Origin of the sequence: Sulfolobus islandicus Y.N.15.51 (genome assembly GCF_000022485.1) — an archaeon.
Taxonomy (GTDB): domain Archaea; phylum Thermoproteota; class Thermoprotei_A; order Sulfolobales; family Sulfolobaceae; genus Saccharolobus; species Saccharolobus islandicus.
The window spans coordinates 1,535,841-1,554,991 of record NC_012623.1 but is presented as its reverse complement, the minus strand read 5'-3'; the positions used below and the strand labels follow the sequence as shown (position 1 = coordinate 1,554,991).

At 36.9% G+C, this 19,151-nt stretch carries 22 protein-coding genes and 3 pseudogenes; 7 read left to right on the top strand and 18 right to left on the bottom strand.

The annotated features are described in order from the left end of the window. Window position 1: 1 nt before the first annotated feature. The 11 genes and pseudogenes from YN1551_RS08675 to YN1551_RS08630 all read right to left on the bottom strand — a co-directional run bounded on the left by YN1551_RS08675 (window position 2) and on the right by YN1551_RS08630 (window position 8,762). Window positions 2-1,327: an IS200/IS605 family accessory protein TnpB-related protein gene (locus YN1551_RS08675; protein ID WP_012717554.1), complete on the bottom strand. Its 1,326-nt coding sequence runs from the start codon at window positions 1,325-1,327 to the stop codon at window positions 2-4. Further along, window positions 1,299-1,858: pseudogene (locus YN1551_RS08670) on the bottom strand (IS607 family transposase). Before YN1551_RS08670 ends, YN1551_RS08675 begins: the two are co-directional and overlap by 29 nt. An 89-nt stretch (window positions 1,859-1,947) precedes the next feature. Beyond that, a pseudogene (locus YN1551_RS17980) lies at window positions 1,948-2,140 on the bottom strand (hypothetical protein); the annotation flags it as partial. Window positions 2,141-2,160: 20 nt separating this feature from the next. Beyond that, window positions 2,161-3,078, bottom strand: a complete 918-nt coding sequence (locus tag YN1551_RS08665; RefSeq protein WP_012711120.1) for a CoB--CoM heterodisulfide reductase iron-sulfur subunit B family protein — start codon at window positions 3,076-3,078, stop codon at window positions 2,161-2,163. Next, window positions 3,075-3,767, bottom strand: a complete 693-nt coding sequence (locus YN1551_RS08660) for a 4Fe-4S dicluster domain-containing protein (protein WP_012711121.1) — start codon at window positions 3,765-3,767, stop codon at window positions 3,075-3,077. The genes YN1551_RS08665 and YN1551_RS08660 overlap by 4 nt, the downstream gene beginning before the upstream one ends. After that, on the bottom strand, window positions 3,754-4,437 hold the full coding sequence (locus tag YN1551_RS08655; protein WP_048052312.1) for a hypothetical protein: 684 nt from the start codon (window positions 4,435-4,437) through the stop codon (window positions 3,754-3,756). Before YN1551_RS08655 ends, YN1551_RS08660 begins: the two co-directional genes overlap by 14 nt. A gap of 43 nt (window positions 4,438-4,480) precedes the next feature. Continuing rightward, on the bottom strand, window positions 4,481-5,587 hold the full coding sequence (locus tag YN1551_RS08650) for a CoB--CoM heterodisulfide reductase iron-sulfur subunit A family protein (protein ID WP_012716060.1): 1,107 nt from the start codon (window positions 5,585-5,587) through the stop codon (window positions 4,481-4,483). Between the two features lie 57 nt (window positions 5,588-5,644). Next, window positions 5,645-6,958, bottom strand: a complete 1,314-nt coding sequence (locus tag YN1551_RS08645) for a CoB--CoM heterodisulfide reductase iron-sulfur subunit B family protein (RefSeq protein ID WP_012711124.1) — start codon at window positions 6,956-6,958, stop codon at window positions 5,645-5,647. Window positions 6,959-7,165: 207 nt separating this feature from the next. Next, a complete protein-coding gene (locus tag YN1551_RS08640; protein ID WP_012717552.1) occupies window positions 7,166-8,008 on the bottom strand; it encodes a 4Fe-4S dicluster domain-containing protein in 843 nt (280 codons plus the stop codon). 68 nt (window positions 8,009-8,076) lie between these two features. Continuing rightward, on the bottom strand, window positions 8,077-8,319 hold the full coding sequence (locus YN1551_RS08635) for a sulfurtransferase TusA family protein (RefSeq protein ID WP_009989047.1): 243 nt from the start codon (window positions 8,317-8,319) through the stop codon (window positions 8,077-8,079). A gap of 11 nt (window positions 8,320-8,330) precedes the next feature. Then, window positions 8,331-8,762, bottom strand: coding sequence for a DsrE/DsrF/DrsH-like family protein (locus YN1551_RS08630; RefSeq protein WP_012711127.1), 432 nt, complete (start codon window positions 8,760-8,762; stop codon window positions 8,331-8,333). 157 nt (window positions 8,763-8,919) lie between these two features. On the opposite strand from YN1551_RS08630, the gene YN1551_RS08625 reads away from it, so the two are divergent. From YN1551_RS08625 to YN1551_RS08610, 4 genes are read left to right on the top strand one after another with little or no spacing between them, the layout of a single operon-like run. After that, window positions 8,920-9,321, top strand: coding sequence for a DsrE family protein (locus YN1551_RS08625; RefSeq protein WP_012713554.1), 402 nt, complete (start codon window positions 8,920-8,922; stop codon window positions 9,319-9,321). Window positions 9,322-9,331: 10 nt separating this feature from the next. Then, window positions 9,332-10,669, top strand: coding sequence for a dihydrolipoyl dehydrogenase family protein (locus tag YN1551_RS08620; RefSeq protein ID WP_012716062.1), 1,338 nt, complete (start codon window positions 9,332-9,334; stop codon window positions 10,667-10,669). Beyond that, window positions 10,632-11,000, top strand: a complete 369-nt coding sequence (locus YN1551_RS08615) for a hypothetical protein (RefSeq protein WP_012713556.1) — start codon at window positions 10,632-10,634, stop codon at window positions 10,998-11,000. Before YN1551_RS08620 ends, YN1551_RS08615 begins: the two co-directional genes overlap by 38 nt. Next, window positions 10,997-11,557: a thioredoxin family protein gene (locus YN1551_RS08610; protein ID WP_012716063.1), complete on the top strand. Its 561-nt coding sequence runs from the start codon at window positions 10,997-10,999 to the stop codon at window positions 11,555-11,557. The genes YN1551_RS08615 and YN1551_RS08610 overlap by 4 nt, the downstream gene beginning before the upstream one ends. Here YN1551_RS08610 and YN1551_RS08605 read toward each other — a convergent pair. Continuing rightward, entirely contained in the window at window positions 11,517-11,909 is a 393-nt protein-coding gene (locus tag YN1551_RS08605; protein WP_012711132.1) for a PIN domain-containing protein, read from the bottom strand. The two genes, YN1551_RS08610 and YN1551_RS08605, sit on opposite strands and share 41 nt — an antisense overlap. On the opposite strand from YN1551_RS08605, the gene YN1551_RS08600 reads away from it, so the two are divergent. Beyond that, window positions 11,902-13,161 (top strand): DUF1641 domain-containing protein, encoded by a 1,260-nt coding sequence (locus YN1551_RS08600; RefSeq protein WP_012713558.1) that lies wholly within the window; start codon window positions 11,902-11,904, stop codon window positions 13,159-13,161. The two genes, YN1551_RS08605 and YN1551_RS08600, sit on opposite strands and share 8 nt — an antisense overlap. Here the strand turns inward: YN1551_RS08600 and YN1551_RS08595 are convergent. The 5 genes and pseudogenes from YN1551_RS08595 to YN1551_RS08575 all read right to left on the bottom strand — a co-directional run bounded on the left by YN1551_RS08595 (window position 13,126) and on the right by YN1551_RS08575 (window position 17,939). Next, window positions 13,126-14,163: a histone deacetylase family protein gene (locus tag YN1551_RS08595; RefSeq protein WP_012713559.1), complete on the bottom strand. Its 1,038-nt coding sequence runs from the start codon at window positions 14,161-14,163 to the stop codon at window positions 13,126-13,128. The genes YN1551_RS08600 and YN1551_RS08595 overlap by 36 nt on opposite strands. Then, complete coding sequence (locus YN1551_RS08590) at window positions 14,108-14,947, bottom strand: hypothetical protein (protein ID WP_012716064.1); 840 nt, start codon at window positions 14,945-14,947, stop codon at window positions 14,108-14,110. Before YN1551_RS08590 ends, YN1551_RS08595 begins: the two co-directional genes overlap by 56 nt. A 2-nt stretch (window positions 14,948-14,949) precedes the next feature. Next, window positions 14,950-16,005 carry a radical SAM protein gene (locus YN1551_RS08585; protein ID WP_012713561.1) on the bottom strand — a complete coding sequence of 352 codons (1,056 nt, stop codon included), beginning with the start codon at window positions 16,003-16,005 and terminating at the stop codon, window positions 14,950-14,952. Next, window positions 16,002-16,907, bottom strand: a complete 906-nt coding sequence (locus YN1551_RS08580; protein ID WP_012713562.1) for a radical SAM protein — start codon at window positions 16,905-16,907, stop codon at window positions 16,002-16,004. Before YN1551_RS08580 ends, YN1551_RS08585 begins: the two co-directional genes overlap by 4 nt. Then, window positions 16,904-17,939 (bottom strand): annotated as a pseudogene (locus YN1551_RS08575) (lipoate--protein ligase family protein). The gene YN1551_RS08580 and the pseudogene YN1551_RS08575 overlap by 4 nt, the downstream one beginning before the upstream one ends. A 106-nt stretch (window positions 17,940-18,045) precedes the next feature. Here YN1551_RS08575 and YN1551_RS08570 point away from each other — a divergent pair. Together YN1551_RS08570 and YN1551_RS08565 are read left to right on the top strand one after the other, a co-directional pair. Continuing rightward, window positions 18,046-18,510, top strand: coding sequence for a CoA-binding protein (locus YN1551_RS08570; protein WP_012711139.1), 465 nt, complete (start codon window positions 18,046-18,048; stop codon window positions 18,508-18,510). Between the two features lie 32 nt (window positions 18,511-18,542). Continuing rightward, window positions 18,543-18,878, top strand: coding sequence for a helix-turn-helix domain-containing protein (locus YN1551_RS08565; RefSeq protein ID WP_012711140.1), 336 nt, complete (start codon window positions 18,543-18,545; stop codon window positions 18,876-18,878). Here YN1551_RS08565 and YN1551_RS08560 read toward each other — a convergent pair. Continuing rightward, window positions 18,861-19,127: a sulfurtransferase TusA family protein gene (locus tag YN1551_RS08560; RefSeq protein WP_012711141.1), complete on the bottom strand. Its 267-nt coding sequence runs from the start codon at window positions 19,125-19,127 to the stop codon at window positions 18,861-18,863. The two genes, YN1551_RS08565 and YN1551_RS08560, sit on opposite strands and share 18 nt — an antisense overlap. Window positions 19,128-19,151 lie beyond the last annotated feature (24 nt).

Genomic DNA, 19,151 nt, shown 5'->3' with positions numbered 1-19,151 from the left:
TTTACCCGTGGCGTAACTTATCCTTACTTTTAATTACTTCTAATTCCACCACGGGCACCCCTCTTAAGGGATCATACACAGTCACCCTTAACTCATTGGGGCTAGTCGAGGGAAACACCAATACCCTCCCATCCACCTTTCTTGCCAAGTTAAGAGGAGCAATAGAATCCCTCTCCAAAAGAACTTCACCGCTTTCCAAGTACCTAGCGTTCACCTTCAGTACTTTTACACCCCCACCCTCGTGAGCAGAGCCCGTCATCAGATGGGGGTTTAAAACTTTGATAACTTTCTCAACTACCTGCTTTCTCTTCTTCAACTTCTCACCGTTAAATGGGTTAATAGAGGAAGTATAAGATTCAGAAACCTCCGCGACGTCTATCGGCTGAGTTTTCAACATCTCCACAAATTTAACAACACTCCACTGGTGAATCCTATGCCTAAGCTTATCATTTTTATTGCTCTCCATCTTATCCTTAGACCTTGAGGAAAACTTACCTACTACGACTTTAGCACTTAAACTCCTAGCAAGCTCTGTTATCCTCTTAACAGTCTTCCTTAACACGTCAATTTTCCTCTCCCTCTCCCTCAGCTTCCCCAACTTCTTCTTTATTAACTCGTCCTTAGTTGAATGCCCCTTAGTAATCTCTTCCCTCCTCAAGGAGTAATTAACCACAATCCTCCCTAACCCAGTCTCATATCTTCTCAATTCCTTGAGTTTAAAATCTTCAAAAACCGCTACCGTGACGTTATTCTCATTAACGTCAATAGAGATATAATTGCCGTCTTTCGTGTCAACCTCAACCTCCTTCTCAAAAGTCAACCAAACTAGGACTTTCCTACCCACTAACCTCAGCTTAAGCTCTTGCGAAACCCTCCAACCTTCATATACGTAGCGGGTAAATTGCTTGGTGAACTTGAGGGGTATCTCAACCCAACCCTTGTGAGTTAGGACGCTGACAGAAACCTTGTTAAACCTCCAATTAACCATGTTAGGAATAGTGATTACAACTCTCTTATACTCTGGTTTATCCTTCCTCGTTAACCCTTTCTTCCTTCTCTCCCTAAAGCTCTTAACAATCCTTCCAGCTACAATATAAGAACCTTCAATAACCCTTGAAGGTAAGAAGGAGTACTTCTCCTTATAATGATTGTAAAACCTCTCATGTAATTTCTTCCTAGTGGTCTGTAAGCGCTTTGATAGGATTACCTCAATCATTTCGTTAACGATCTCCCTCTGATATTCTTCAACCTCCTTAAGAACGCGGTACGTCCACTCGTTCAGAGAGTCGCTCTCCAGTTTAACAGTCCTTTTCAACGTCTTCAACACATTTTACCACCTTCTCATATTTGTGACCGTAAATTCTAGAGGCGAATGATTTAACGATTTCTACAAAGTCCTCCACTAGCTCCTGCGTGTAATCCTTAGGTTCATCTTGGAAAGCCACAATAACATTTACTCCGTAAGCTTTGAATAACTCTACGAGGTATTCGAAACCGAAACGTGTTAGTCCTTATAAGCTACTACAACTGCGTCAATTTGCCTCCTCTTGGCTAATTCTATTAACTTCTTTAACCCTCTCCTATCCTCTTTCAATCCAGAACCTATATCCTTAATTTCTATTACACCCACTCCTCCGAGAGTTTTCCTAACCCATTCTCTCAATGCGTCCAACTGCCTCTCCAAGTCGTCCTTTTGTGTATTTGATGAAACTCGAGCGTAAATCGCTACTTGTTTAACCCTTCCACCGCCAGACAGTAATCTTTCAATTTCGCTGTAAGGTATTCTCCACCTACCGTTAACTTCAACGGCCTTTATCTTCCCCTCCCTAATCCACTTAATAACACCACTCCTGCTCATGCCAAATATTTCAGCAACCTCACTAGGTGTTAGATACCTCTCCGCAGTAATTAAAAGTAACTAGAAGTATTTAAAAGTCACGTGAAAGTGCTATAGTCTTTCCTTCCCCAAAGATATTGCTGATAAAAACCATCTACACAACAGTCACATGAGTACTTATAAATCGGATTTAATACAATTCGATTTATCTCTATTCCATCCTCTCTAAGCTTAGGCTCTTCCATGTAATTATATAGTCTTATACCGTAATGCGTGTTAAAAATCTATAAAGAAAAAAGGCATATATAATAAATGGAAAAAGGTTACAAATATCTTTTGAGTATTGACATTGGATTAGTAATATTGGCTGTAAGTAAAGTTTCTTCTGGGCTATGACCAAAGGCGAAGGCCACTAGTTGTGAGAAGTAAGCTAATGGTGTCCTTAGATCTTCACCATATTTTTTAGCTATTTTCTCCATGTTAGTTTCAATAGCTACGTGGCCTAGTGGACAATCTGTGACTAATATTTCCGCACCGTTTCTTTTAGCCTCCTTTAATATTCTAGCCTCTAAGTGTAAGGCTACTTCTACATCAGAGTAAACATGAGGACCGCCGCAGCACATTGTCTTAGCCTCAAATGGTACGACTTCCGCACCTAACGCCTTCAGTATTTCGTCCATGAAGAATGGTCTCTCTGGATCATCCCTCATTTTCATATATCCGGCCAAAGTATATGATTTGGGTCTAACGTATAGACAACCGTAATAAGGTGCCACTTTTAATCCAGTGAGTGGTCTTCTTACCTTAGTCTTAATAGCCTCAATCCCTACGGTATTATAAATATATTCAACAGCGTGAACTAGCATCAGCTTTAGATCGTAATTGTTAGTACCCATTTTTTCCAAATACATATTAGTCTTCTCTCTTAATTTTGGGTATTTAGTTAGATAATATTGAGTTCTAGATAAGGAATAGTGACAGCCAGGACAAGCTGAAACTACCGCATCAGCTCCCATTTCCCTTGCTAACGCTAAATTCCTTGCTGGTAATAATATTCCTGCCATAGTATTTACGTTCTTTACTTCCAATGCACCACAACAGTTATAGTCCTCGATCTTCTCTAATGGGATACCTAAATCCTGTGCAACTAGCTTTAATGAGATGTCATAAGATTTACCTAATCCATCTAAAGCACAGCCTGGATAGAATGCTACTTTACCATAAGGTGTAGGTAATGTCATTCTGGTACCACCTCCTCCTTCATTGCTTCCTCCAATACTTTTTGTACTCTATCCCAATTCTTAACTCTATTTGGCCTTAAAACATCTTTTATAAGTCCTCCTTTCAATATCGCTGCACTTATATTAATTAGATCCTTTAAACTCAGTGTAACCATTCCAGCTTTAGCTGCGGCAGCACCTAATGTTAGTTCTGAAATTCTTCCGCCGTTTTTGATCACAGTCTCTAGGAATATTTCATCAAATATTGTACCGGGATCTTTCTTAACTAACCCATGCTTTAATAGATAATGATGAATTGAATGTACCACTTCTTCTACTAGCACTCCCTTAGGACATCTGTGAGTACATTTCTGACATGATACACATCTCCAGAGTGAGTTTTGCAATTCAATAAGTGCTTGTTTGTCGCCCTTTCTGGCTAAATCTATAAATCGTCTTGGACTATAGTCTGGATCGTATTCTCTCATTGTACAACCTGAGGTACAAGTCCCGCATTGCCAGCAAGCGCTTATTGTAACGCCTTCTAGAGTATTGGCTATCTCGTCCCATACTGTAGGATCGTAACCAGTCTGTGTTCTCTCAATCATGAAGGCGTTCCACGTTCCATCTAGCTCTACGCCATCCACTATTACCTTGTCTTTTTGAATTAGACCTTTAACTATGGATTTTTCTAATTCAGGAATTGGCAAGTTGGATCACCCTAAGGAAGGATTTGAGACCTAAAACCATGGCTGTAGTAGAAAGGTGAGATGGATAAAGTCCACCTCCCTTTCTATCCACAGCCAGTAGAGTTGCGTAATCTACGTATCTAACGTAGGAATATACTAAAAAAATTGAGGCGTAATAATAATTAGGTGAGTCTAACCCAAAGATTGAAAGAACATCCCTCAATTCGGAAACCGCGTTAAAATAATCCTTTTCATTCTTCAACACTACTCCATCCTTTAGTATGTAAGTGATGGAACCAGAATTTTTGTTTGGGTTCCACAACCATCTAGTCCACAATGGATACTTTTCTGGTTCTAAAAAGTGAATTATTTCCCTAGCCATGTCCTCTATGTCTTCTGGTTCACTTGCCTTAAGCGAAGTAAAAGCTTTAACTCTTTCACCATAAGGCAAATCCTTGTTTCTAAGGGTTTTGAAGGCTAATTTAATCTTATCAATTCCATTATTACCTATAATTTCATTGTAATGCCTCTTAGCATAAAATATCACATCAAATAACTTCTTTACATCTTCCTCCGTATTGATCTCTGAAGAATTTAGGAAATCGGTCTTCATTTGCATTGCTTTAATTATTACCGATAGTGACTCCTTAGGATTATTTCTCACAGTATTATTTACATCCTTGGCTAACATCGCGTTAAAAATATCCCTTACATAATCGATGTTTAAAAAAATGTTAATGATGTACCACCTTCGCTTCAGCTGTTTTCTTCGCGAAATCCGACTCTTCCCATATTCCATGAGTAACGTATTCATAAGCTTTCATTGCTGCTGCATATCCCTCAGTTATTGAATCTGAGATAGTTTTAGGTCCGGTTATAGCACCAGCTAAGAATATTCCTTTCTTAGTGGATTGGACTGGTAGCCTATCTGGATCTAACGGCTTAACGAAACCGTGCTCTTCAAACTCTAATCCCAATATCTTAGCCACTTGTTTTGAACCCAATCCAAGCTCCATTCCATTAGCTAATACTACCATATCATAAGGTACAGCCAATGCCCTATTCAAGTTCATTGTGTCTTCTCCCTTTATTATCACAGTATCATTAGGACCTCTCATGAACTCTGAAATTCTACCTCTAATATAACCAATCCTGTAATCTAGTTGCGATTTCCAGTATAATTTATCCTCCATTAGACCATAAGTTCTTATATCCATGTAGTAGATGTGAACTACCGCATCTGGAATTCTCTGTTTGATCTCCATAGCTTGCTTTATTGAGACTGCACAACATACTCTAGAACAATAAGTATTTCCTACTGTGGCATCCCTAGAACCTACACATAATAATATCGCAACTCTCTTAGGTGGAGTTCCCTTAGTAGTGACTAGCTTATTATCATGAAGCATACCCTCTATGTCAGATATTTGATATATGTTGGGAATTATACCATAACCGTATTCATACTTCCTTCTAGAATCGAAGTGTTCAAAACCAGAAGCTGCGATTATCGCATTAACTTTTTCCACCTTTACATTACCCTTCTTATCCTTGATGCTTACCTCAAAGCCATCAGAGGTGTTTTTAGCAGCATCAACTATGCTTTCCGTATAAATCTTAACGTTTCCATTCTCTTGAACAGTCTTTACTAATGGATCTATAACCTCTGAAGCTGGTCTTAACTCGGGGAATAATAAACTGTACTTTAACCTCTTGGGTGTACCACCTAAGAACGACTCTGTCTCAACAAGTATAACATTAACCCCCATATTCGCCAGTTCTTTAGTTGCAGAAAGACCTGCGGGCCCCGCACCTATAACTAGGACAGATTTACTCGCCACTTAATCACCACCTTTTATTAAGTAAATTTAATTTAAAAAACTTTGCTTTTACTCTATTTACTTTGGTACCTCCTTCTTATACCATTTTACTCTATCTGGCAAGGATAAGTAGAAGTCAATCTTTCTATGCTTTGGATACAAGTATTGTGGCTCAGCATTACCTTCTCTTAAATCTTGTAGATATTGTACGAACTTCTCTTTATAGTCATCTACTGGAACGCCTATCCTTCTTAAGAAACCTTCGACATCTGTTGCGTGCCAGTGAATTTGTGCAATTATGTAGGGATCTGCACCCATTGCTAAAGCCGCAAACTGCGCATCAGCTAACACCGGTAGGTTATAATTGAAGCCATGAGCCTTTCCAGCCCACTGACTCTTATCTAGTGTAGTAACACATCCCGTATCGGAAGTTACAAAGACATCAGCATTTCCCTCCTCAACTGCTGGTATAACCTTCTTAAATAATGCGAAACTCCTACTGAATTCCCTCTCTGTTAGGATATGTCTAAATCCGAATCCACAACAATCCCACCAGGTTGAATAATCCACTAGCTTAGCGCCGAAATTCTGTACCGTTCCAGATGGTGCTGCTGGCCTTCTACCTTGGAATACTTCCGGATCGTAAACAGTGTCCTCTGGAACTAGCTTATAAACATGGCATGGGGTGTGAACAGCTGCTTTAATATTATCTAGAGTGTACTTTTTCTGTTGTGCAGCTTTCTTACTCATTACATATAACCATTCAGAATAGTGAACTACTTCTTCTGGTATTACAATATCCATGTCCAATTTTCTCATAATTGGTCTTAGCTTATCTCTTATCTCCTTGTGTAGTATTATCATGTTCCTAACTTCTTTATAATGGCCAAATGAGGTTCCACAATGTATTAATGGGAAGTAACCTGTTTCATAAGCTCTCCACATGTTCCTTACATATACTCCTGCCAAGGCTACGGGGTTAGACGCACCAGAAGCGTGATAGTTCCATCCAGTACATGAGGTCTGATGGGGTTCATCTAGATAATCTATCTCTAACTTATTCATCACCCAGAAAACAGAGGTTGGATAACCGGGAATGTGACCACATTGCCCACAACTCTTATGATGCCATAATTTGGTTGTGGGTATTTTCTTTGGAGATCCATTTAGTGTTTGAGCTTCTACTGGATTGTTATAGGGCTTAATATGATGTATAATGATTTCACCTTTATCCTCCAATTTATACATTTCCTCTTTAACGTGTTCTAGCCCATGAGGTGTACTATATCTATAAATTATCCTCTGATAAACTTCATTCCAATCAACATTATCAGACATCGGGAAGGCTTCTTGAACAGCCTTTTGAATTTGCTTCTCTTCTTGACTCAACATTCCACCTTATTTATATTAGTTATTTCAGATTTATAAACTTTATTTTAAAACTTCTTTCTAACAAGAAGAAAGGGTAAATATAATTTTTATCACAACTTGAGGTAAAAACGTTAGTTACAGATACAACCAACTCACTCTTAGTATTATGATACAGTTTATATAGTAACAAACTTTACAGAAAAAATACTCCTATAAAGAAAAAGTATACTATAACTCTAACCAACTATCTGGTAGGTCATCTTCCTTTAACTCCCCTTTCTCCCACTTCTCCTTGATTTCCTCTAATTGTTGCTTCCTTTCCTCATATATATCCATAATCATATCATATAAGTCCTTATCGACGTTCTTTAAGGAATCTAGAACCCCTGCTTCGACAAATATAGTCATCATTTCAACTGCAGTCTGTAATGAAGCGTGCCAGCCTATATCAGTCCTCTGTAAAAGATCAACTGGAACTGCCTTCCTATACACATCCATATTCTTAGACTCCTCTACAGCTTGTGGTCCCCAATCTGGGAAGGCATCGGGTTGGATCATATCTGGTGTAACTTGATTACCCGTTGTGATTACTGTTAATAAGACTCTTCTATAAGGAGCTAATACTTCCTTAGCTGATTGTAAACCAAATTTCACAGCGTATTCTCTTAATACCATTATCAAACCAGCTATTTCATTATTAAATGGACATCTCATTGAGCAAGTGTAGCATTGTACGCAAGCCCAAACTTTCTTATTTACAAACTCCCATATCTTGTCCACTTCATCCCTCATCATATACTGTATCATTTCCCTAGGACCGAAATCGTAGAATTTTGCCGCGGGGCAGCCTGAGGTACAAACGCCACAGTTCAAACACCCTCTTAAATACTCGTCATATCTGAAATCGCTCTTAACAGCTTCCCAGAACTTTATCGCTACTTCTCTATCCTCTGGTTTTAAATTACTTAGCAAGTTCCTCTCTTCTTCCGGTAGTGGTCCTTGAACATCATATGACATATCTAGAAATCTTGGATCGTCAGGAAGAGGAGGCAATATAGTTTTAGTAGCCATACCATTTCACAATTAAATAGAAGAATTAGATACTTATAAACTTTGTTAAAAAAGAATTCTAGCTTAACTTATTTCATTCTTTTAATTAATATCCTTGTTACTCCTCCTTGTTGTTGTATGTCAACTACTTGGTTTCCGGTTCTCCTAGCCCACGCTTCAATGTCAGGTTTCGCAGCAGGATCAGTTGCAAGTATTTCCAAAACCTCACCAACATTTATTTGCTTAATTGCCTTTGCAGTTTCTAAAACTGGGCCGGGGCAATACATCCCCCTAGCATCTAACGTCTTTGCAATCCTAACCTCTTGAGACATACCCTTTCACCTCAGATAAATAGAGTGGTTCCTCCTTCCGCTCTATCTAAGAATGTGGCAACACCTACTACATCATCTACGAACTCAGCTAGATCTTCTCTCTTTATTCCGAAGAACTCCATAGTGGTAGAGCATGCAAATACTTTAACTTCTCCAACCTCCTTAGCTTGTTGTACTAGTTGATGCCACATTGGGAACTTCATTTCCTGCATCTTTTGCATCATTACTGGACCCATTTGTTCGTAGTTCTTATCAATCTGAGGTGGTTGTTGACTATTCAGACTCCTTTTCGTGATTGCTTGTAACCCCCAAAATGTGAAGAACAAGTTAACTTCATATCCAGATGCTGCGGCACCTGATGTTAAAATTCCAACTGGCATTAACTTATCTATCGTACCAGAGAAGACTATTATTGATAATTTCTTCTTCTTTTCTTCGACCATTTTTTCACCATATTTATTTTTACGTTTAAGTTATTTAAGCTTTATCCTTTTCATTTATTTTAATTATTTCCTATTTTCCGCAACCTATTAGTAGAGAATAAAGGTTTAATAAAAAATTTAAGTAAGTTCTTTAAGAAGTTATAATTGGGAATAAAATATGGCTCAAGCTCAAACTCAGGGTCAAGAAGAAGAGCAAAAAAAGAAGATATTAATTGTAGTAACTCATGGTCCTGAGGATTTAGATAGGACATATGCCCCATTATTTATGGCTTCAATAGCAGCTTCAATGGAATATGAGACTTCAGTGTTCTTTATGATAAAGGGACCAAAACTACTAGATAAGAAATGGCAAGAGGAGGAGAGAAAAAAGGGTGGGAATCCATTCATACACTTCTTCGATATGGCAAAGGACAATGGAGTTAAGATGTATGTTTGTGTACAAAGCTTAAAGGATATGTGTCATATGAAAGAAGATGATGTGGTAGAAGGTATAGAACTAGTTGGAGGATCTACGTTAATAGATCTAACAATGGAAGCTGATAGGACATTATTCTTCTAAATGATCTAGCATGAAATATGATATAGTAGTGATTGGTGGCGGTACTGCTGGTTATGTTGCTGGAAGCATATTGGCGCGAAAAGGCAAGAAGGTAATAGTAATCGAAAAGGAGAAATTTGGCGGAGTTTGTGTAAACTTCGGTTGTGTGCCAAGTATTTTTCTTTTTGACGTAACTTTCTTATTAAACAGATTTAAAGAAATTGTGTACTATCTAGGTTTAGATGGTGAAATTGAATACAAGGATCTTCTTTTTAGTAAGAGAAATGAAATTGTAAATTATTTATCAAATGCAGGTAGGAGGTTAATTGAGGATTCAGGTGGTGAGACCGAGTTAGGCGAGGCTGAAATAATTTCTCCTAGTGAAGTAAAGGTAAATGGGAGAATTGTTGAATTCGATAAGTTAATTATAGCTACCGGTTCAAAACCGATGATACCGAATATTGATGGTATTGACGATGCAATAAGTGAGGATGATGCGGTCAATTTGAATTCCATACCTTCTTCCATGGTAGTAATTGGTGGAGGTTACGCAGGAGTTGAGATAGCTCAAATATATTCCAGATTAGGATCACAAGTTACCTTGTTATCTAGAAGTGAAATTTTACCAACTTTTCCAGAGGATGTTAGGAGTGTTGTGAAAGATTCCTTAGAGTTCGATGGAGTAAATGTAGTGGAAAACACTAGAATAGTGAAGCTTCGTGATGGTAAAGTGATCACGGAGAAGGGTGAGATAGAGGGAAATGTGGTAGTTTACGCTACTGGAAGAAGACCACAGCTCCCCAAAGGTATAGAGAAACTCGGGTTAGAAATTGATGAATGTGGAATAAATGTTGACAAATATAAACAAATAAAGAATAATGCATATGCAATAGGTGATGTGATAAATAAGGAAAGGAAAACGGCACATTCGGCGATGTTCGATGCCTTAGTTGCGTCACTACATATCCTTAAGGAGACTGCGTTTATTCCACCAGACAATTTTAAAATACCTGTAGTATTATACACCGATCCGCAAGTAGGTGTTATAGGTGATCACAAAGAAGCTAAGAAGTTTTCAGTTTTCCCATTCGCTGCTATCACAAGGGCGATTATTAACGGAATAAAGGATGGCTACGTTAAAATAGGAATAAATGAGAGGAATGAGATAGTTTTTGGAGAAGTAATTGGTGACAAAGCTGAAGAATTAATCAATATTTTAACGTTAGTAGTAAATAATAGAATGAGAATAGAGAGTTTAGCGCTAATGCCTTTTGTTCATCCTTCATTATCTGAGGCCATAGTTAACGCAGCGAAGGGCTTTTTTGATTTAGATGTGGATAGATATAAGAGCAAGGATGGGAAAACTTGAGGAGTACTTAAGGAAGAAGGGATTTTCCCTATTTAATGAGGGAAAAAGGGAAAGGGTGATAATGGATGACTATGAGTTCTTTATTGAAAACTCAGCCATATTTTTGCCAATTCCATTACCTACAGGTAAGGAGAGTTTAGATGATCTGATAGGAATGGGGACAAAGTATGCAAGAGCATCTAGGATCTCTCAAGGATTAGGAGCACCATTGGAATATGAATTGAATGGTACAACCATTTATATTATTAAAAGGTTTCAAAATAGAGAAGATTTAGAAAACTCAATTATTAAATCACTAGAAGGTATAGAAAGTTTGAGGTATTTCATATGAGCTATGATTACGTTATTAAGGAGTATCTTAACGCGATTAAGAAGGGAGATATAACGATCCAGCATTGTAATGGAGATGACTTATTTCATGAGTTTAAAAATTACGTCAAAGTGGAGACCCTAGATAATTGTAAAAAACCTCTTGTTAAAGTTAAGAAGGGAGATAGAGTTTACTATACTTATAATGGTATTCCAATAGCAAATGAGCTATGGCCATTTCTTAACTCGTTAGTAAGAATCTCTAATAACATTGTTAACCTAGATGAAAAGGAGATGGAGTTGGCAAGGCAAGTGAGGGGAAACGTTAAATTGTTTGTAACCCCAGATTGCACTAAATGTCCAATTACCGCGGAGTTCTTATATCAAGTATCACAAATAAATGAGAATGTTAAATTGGAGATCTACGATACTACAGAGTATGAGGAGGAAAGAGACAAGTATAGGATTTTGAGTGTACCAAAAATTATATTTAACGAAAAGGTGGAAATTCCAGGTGGATTCCCTTCAACTATGATACTCAAGATGATGTTAAAAGCTCTTCAATCTGAACTGCGTTAACTCCAAGTTCTTTTGCCTTACCTATAACATCCTTATCCTCCGCTATAAGTAGTGCGTTCAGCTCTAAGGCAACCATAATTGCTTCAGATTCATATTGTGGTAGATCTCCAACCTTAGGAGGTTTGTGAGAAAAAGCTCTGACTATTACTCCATGATCTAGTGCATTATCAATATCAATACCATTCTTTATCGCAAAAGAAACTCCTAATGTTGTAATGACAAATTTATAATTCTTATTTGAACCCAGTATTTCTTTTAATTTTCCAAATGCACTTGGTGAGATAACTGCAAACATATTAAATATATATAAACATGCCGGATTAATTAATTTAGGGTATAGTAGTATGAGCATTTCAACAGTAGATCCACTTGAGGAAATATTAAAACCAGAAAACTTAAGTAGATTGTCCAAGATAGTCGACGCGTTACCCACAATAGAGAAATTAACTGATAAGATAACGGAGATGGATAAGAAAGGGCAAGTGGACTTCTTACTTTCATTATTTGATCAAACAGTTTCCATACTTGATGCAGTACAAAAGGCAGACCTAATAAACACACTCATATCCTTCGGAATGGACCAACTACCAAAAATACAAGCAATATGGCCAATACTAGAAAAACTAACAAGCGAAAGAGCTTTACAGTTATTATCACAGATAGACTTAGACTCTACACTTACAGCGTTAGAGAAATTATCTCCCGTAATAAAGAAGTTAACAGATGAAAAAGCGTTAAAGATACTTGATCAAATAGACTATGACTCTTTAATAGATAGTACTTCGAAATTAGTACCAATTCTTACGAAACTTGCAAATGAGAAGACTGTTAAGACTATTGAAGCCTTAGATATCGATATGTTGCTTAACCTAGCGTCGAAGATGGCTCCTACACTAAATAAACTTGCATCATTAATGGATCAGATGTCTAGCAAAGGTCAAATTGACATGTTAGTTAACTTAATGGAACAAGGAATATCACTACTTGATGCAGTACAAAAGGCAGACCTAATAAACACACTCATATCCTTCGGAATGGACCAACTACCAAAAATACAAGCAATATGGCCAATACTAGAAAAACTAACAAGCGAAAGAACTCTAAATTTAATAAAAAGTTTAGACCTGGATGCTATGTTTAACGCATTAGAAGCCTTAACACCGATCATGAAACAACTAACAAGCGATAAGGCAATAAAGATCATTCAGCAATTTGATATTGCGTCTTCACTTAGTGCCCTAGAAGCAGCAATGCCACTATTAAAGAAACTAACAGATGAAAAGACTGTTAAGATAATATCACAAGTAGACGTTAATTCATTACTTATGTTAACAAATAAGTTGGTTGAAATGCAGAAGTCTGGTAGTTTAGATAGACTAATGCAACTATTAGAGATAATGTCTGATCCACAATTCGTTAACGGACTAGTTATGGTCATGGATAAGTTCTCTAAGGCGTTCAAAGCTTGGGTTAATGATGTGCCAAACGTAAGGCCAGTTGGAACTATGGGATTATTGAGAATTACAAGCGATAAAGACGTTAGCTATACTTTAGGATTAATGCTTGAATTAGCTAAAGAAATCGGAAAGAATTTTAAATCTTGAAATAATTTTTTCTATTCTTTTTATCTCTCCTATATCCTTAGAAAATGTAAGTGGTTCATAAGAAGTTCTTCTACCTACTAATCCTTCTAAAAATGAAACCATACTTAAGGAGGACATTGGACCATATCCTCCTCCACCGTAAGCTATTATACTAGCATTAGTATCCCTTTTTATTCTTCTTATTCTAAGACCTAATAGGTTATAGGAATTGGTTGTTAGTTCTAAGGATTTTAGCTGATCATCTTTATGACCATCTACCCCAGCTATGACTAGAATATAGGAAGGACTATAGACCTCTAATAAATCCAATATTTCCAGACTTTTCTCGAAGATATCATCAGTCGATCCTAAAGATAAAGGAATATTAATATTATAACCCTTCCCCTCACCCTCACCTATTTCATAAATCTTACCGGTTCCAGGGAAGAAGTTACCATCATATGCGTAAATATTCATCTTTAAAATTGGTTTATCATATAGTATGAATTGTAGACCATTTCCATGATGAGCATCGATATCAACAATAGCAACCCTTTCGCCCTTTTCAAATAGCTTAAGAGCCGCTATTGCAACATCGTTGATCGGACAAAACCCTACTGCCTTATTAGGTATTGCATGATGAAATCCACCTATGGGAATGTAGACGTAATCTAAGAATTTAGAATACTTTATGGAAGTAAATGAAGAACCTAATACTAGTAGGATGTCTTCAAACATCCCCGGATAATGAATTGTATCGCCTTGATCTAAAAATCCTATATAGGGAATCTTACTGCTCTCTTTTAGTAAACTAACGTAATCCCTTGTATGAACTGTCGTTAAGTCTTCTTCAGTAGCGTATTCCGGCCTTATTTCTATGAATGAGAGTTTTTCCTTAACTAATTTGATGAAATCTCTTACTCTGGCCTTAGACATATCCCTAATCATGGGATGAGAGAACGAAATTTCAGTAAATCTTTGATCCCAAACGATTCCTAATGAACTCTGATATATCAATCTCATCACCTTCATTCACATTTATGTCGTTTAAAAAGAATCTAATCATGGGGTAACCATTATAAGATAGAACAACTTCCATAAACGCGAAACCACATATGGGCTTATTTGCAAGAACCTTGAATGAAGCGTCTTCCTCCCAATTTCTTAATAAGTTCTTCTTACCTTCAAACAAGAGGTAAGTTCTACGTTTAACCGCTAGATATCCTAAATTTAGGCCATAAAGTGACAATTGACCAGAGAATCCCCCAATGATTCCACCATAACAAGCGTAGGGTAAACTCGCATTCAATAATCCTCCACAACAACCTAATCCTCTAAGCTTTCCAGCTTCAGCAAAGTCCTTTATTATCACATCAAAAAACTCCTTATCTTTCTTGTGCACTATACCAATTTTAGAATATCTATAAGTTGAAAGCTTTGGAAATCTTATTGTAATACCTTCAATGTGAGCGTGAGGAAAATCACCACCAGTATAAGGTGTTTGAAGAAATTCCCCTATTGTTTGCCCCTCTTTAACATATTCGCCTTTCTCCACCCATGGTAAGACGTGAAGGATCTTTATCCTCTTTCTATTTTCATTTTCAATTAAGACCATATAATCGTAGTTAGTCTTAGAAAACCTATTTGGCCGTCCTATCTCGAATCGTACTATATCTACGATCTCACCTTTAACCGGGGAGTAAAACAATTTAAGATCGGGAGATGAAATATCTATTGCCTTTACTCTTACATGCGAAGGAAAACCGCTTGAAAAATAACTTATTAGAGAGCCATCTTTTATGAACATATTTACCTTACTACTTTCTTTATTAGGGATTCTAATCTAGAAGCTTTGATTGAACGTAAAGTCATTTCTCTATTTAGATACCAAGGAATATTCTTTAATACTCTACCTGGCCGCTCATTGGAGTATGGTCTATTACAACCTGGACATCCACTAGTCATAAATGCTGGGGCTACTTCGTCTAAGGTTATACCAGATGGCATTTCTATATCAATCAGTTCTCCCTTATCATCAAACTTAAACGCGTTGATATCAACAATATCATTTTCAATTAGCCACCTAGCTATTTGCATTCTCCTATAGACGTGAACTGGGACTGGTTTTTTCTTCTCCATTGGAGTTCCAGCTTCTGGGTAAAATGCGAAGAGCGAGATTTTAGCTCCCCTACTATGAGCGTACCACATCAGATTTACTGCATCTTCCTCAGTCTCACCTAACCCTATTATTAAGTGAATACCAGCGTTCTTTTTACCAAATACTTCCACTGCCTCATCTATTGCTTCTAAATACCTCTTCCATGAGTGCATGCTTCTAGCCTTCTTACCTCTTAGTTCTTCAAACACTTTCTCATTTGCAGCATCTATTGCAACATCAATCATATCAGCTCCTGCTTTCCTCATTTCAATCATGTGATGTTTAAACGTATAAGTGGCCGTCACTAACTCTGAAATTTGTAGTTCAATTCCAGCCTCCCTTATCCTTCTTGTTATCTCTATGGCATCTGGTGAAGCCCTAGGATGAGCTAATTGACCTACACATATTCTCTGAAGACCGTATTGTGGGTTACCTTGTCTTTCATAAATCCTCTTTAATACCTCATTTAAAGGTCTAAGTGGCCATTCTACCCTTATTAAGGTTTTACATTCTGGACCATTGGCTACTTCTCTAGCTTGACCACAGTATGAGCAATTTGCTTTGCATCCATCTGGATAATATTGCAACAGATTTATCGTAGTATTTAGAGCTCCCTTTAAAAACACTCCAGAAGAAAAACCTAGTACCATATCTGCTCCAAAACTTAGTCTTACCCAATCTGGACTTGAAACTAGACGTAGTGTCATGAGGTTATCACCTTAAATATATCAAAAACTACATTACCACAACAAGCATAACTTAAAAATATTTCCCTTTTACCTTTTGCATATTCGTACGTTTCGTCTTCCGGAAAAGCTATTGCGTCAATATCGTAATCCACAGCAAACTTTTCTACCTCGAGAAATGATTTACCTCTGGGTCTTGCACAACCTAAGTTAATCGGAATATTAGGAAAAGTATCCCTCGCAGTTTTTAGGGCAACTATCATCTCCTCCGGAGTTGGAGGTCTAGAATTATTCATCTGTGTTCCAACTAGTGGCATGAGGCCAACGATTATTAGTGCGTCAGGATTAACTTCTTGAAGTAATCTTATTGACTCTAAGTCGCCTTCTAACCCCTTTTTACTCAATCCTAATATTATATGAGGAACTATTTTTATACCTACCTTTTTCAGATATTTAAATGAGTTTAGATAATCATTTACGGTAAATGGCTGCCCTAAAATATCTCTAATTGCATCATTATCAGATATCATATCCAGCAGTGCGATTTTTACACCGCTTTCCTTAAATTTCATAGCTATTTCTTCATTTTTAACTACACCAGTATGCGCTATTATTGTGAGTTTATCGGAATATCTTTTCAATAAGTTAGAATACTTCCATATTGGAACATCTCCTCTCAATGTAGAACCACCTGATAGTATAATTCCCTCATCTCCTCTATTTACTGCTTCCATTACTTCTTTCTCAATTTTATCTTGAGCAGAACCATCAATCATTGATTCTAATACTCGTCTACCACAATGTTTACAGTTAAATGCACAATATGTCCCTGTGACTGATATGGACTTCCATCCCTTTCTAGAATCTAAAAAATCAGTCTCATACCTTTTTAAATTGGGAGCGTAAAGTAATAATGGCCTCATCTTACCGCCTCTTCTATTATTTTTATGAGATTATCAGCAGTTATTCCAATTGCCTTCACGCTATTAAACCACGTTTTGATTTCGTCTTCTAAATCCTCAACTCTACTCCACTTTAGCCTAGCTTCTAGATCATATATGGCATTTCTCGGTTCTATAAAGAAATCACCGGTTATTAGAACTGATTCTATCAGATTTTTACTAGCCATTTTGACTTGTACTTTAACTAGCCCACCTGGAAGTTTCTTTTCTACGTATCTTATATTATCTCCAATTAATGGTCGCCTTAAGTTGAATATCCATTCTGGGGATGAGTACTTTAACCCTAATTCGTGTATTGTCTTCTTTTCAAATTCGTTGTAGTTTCCATCTACAAGTTTTACCCCTAATGTTTCTGCAAAGGAGTCTCTAGAGATTTTTATTAATTCTTCCATGTCAATTGGGCGTGTTAATTCCTTATTAATCCAAGTTAATCGATCTTTAAAATCTCTCGCTAATTTATCCTTAAGTTTTTCAGAAGATAATCTAAGAACTGAAACCATTGCGTCCGCATCGAAATCCAATAGAATCGTGCCGGTAACTGCTATATACTTACCCTCAGAAAACGCTCCAATTCCAGAGATCTTCCTCCCATTTACCTCCACATCGTTCTTTGGTCTAAAAGATGCCTTTATACCCAACTTATCTAATGCCCTAATGACACCTTCCGCGCCAATCTTTATTGCACTTTCTGGAGTGTATCCCAACAGATCATTGCTCGCGTAAATTTCCCAACCCAATTGCCATGGACCCATTATAATTGTACCTCCTCCAGTAGGTCTTCTACCTATCTCCCAGCCTCTTTTTTTTCACTTCTTCTATATTCACTTCTTGCTCAACTGCTTGATGGTAGCCTATAAGAACTGCTGGAGGGTCAAATATTACAAATCGTAAAACTGGTTGGTAGCCGTTAGCTACTGATAAAAGAAGAGCCTCTTCACCTGCTAGTATATAAGCTTGATTATTTCTCTCAACTAAAAACCTTAATTCTCTCATTCCTAGATGCTTTAGTTAACTTAATATAAAAATATTTCTCCTAAATCTTCGAAAAACATTAAATTGACATAGACAAATTTAAAAGCCAAAAATACAAGTAAATATTATGGAGAATGAAGAGGAAGTCATAAGGGAAGTTTTACTTAAATATAAAAATGTAGCAACTGTTGGATTCTCTAAAGATCCATCTAAAGCAGCTTTTCAAGTGCCCAAGTTTTTAATGGATCATGGATATAACGTAATACCAGTAAATCCATCTGCGAGTGAAATATTAGGTAAAAAGTCTTATCCATCGATTCTCGACGTACCGGATAAGGTCGAAATCGTTGAGATATTTAGACCATCAAATGAGGTACCTAAAATTGTTGATCAAGTTTTGGAGAGAGTTAATAAGGTTGGTGACGTAAAGGTAATATGGATGCAGGAAGGTATTAGAAATGATGAGGCTGCGGAAAAGGCTAGAAAAGCAGGACTTATAGTTATTCAAGATAGGTGTATGTATAGGGAATACATGAAAAAAATATATAATGTAAATAATCCTCCCCCAGTATCATCCTTAAAAAATAGTTAAAGTTTTAATACTAGAAAAGATAAAATAAGTTTATGAGTTTAAAACTTTCAGAAAGCAAAGAGGCAATAAGATGTTGTTATAAAATATCAGATACTGATGTTGAGTGCCTATTTAAATTAGTTGAGCTTAACAGACCAATTTCCGCTGAAGAGTTAGCTTCCATAATGAAACTCAGCAAAACTACAGTTGAAAATAGTCTAAAGAAATTAATAGAAATAGGGTTGATAGTTAGGAATAAGGATGGAGAGGAAGGGAAGAGAATAGGGAGACCTAAATATCTATATGCGGTAATACATAATGCTGAGACTAAAATAAAACAAGATTTAACTAGCTGTGCTTCTAAGATACTGTCAGCAACCTCCAGTTAGTTCGATTTTTTTAGGCTTTTCAGAACTACTACTTTCTTTTTTAATATGCATAAAAAATATCCCATCTTGTTGTGAATCCTCAAGAACCTTGCAATTCATTAGCTTCATAGCCTCCAACAACATTTCCCTGCATTTGGGATCCTTATACCTAATCTTAAGTTCTCCATTCTCTATCTTCATGAGTTTTGCAACTACCTTCATGAAAGGCTCTGGGCATTCAAACGAAGTTAAATCCATTTCTTCAATCATACTCAAAGAATTAACGTTATAAAG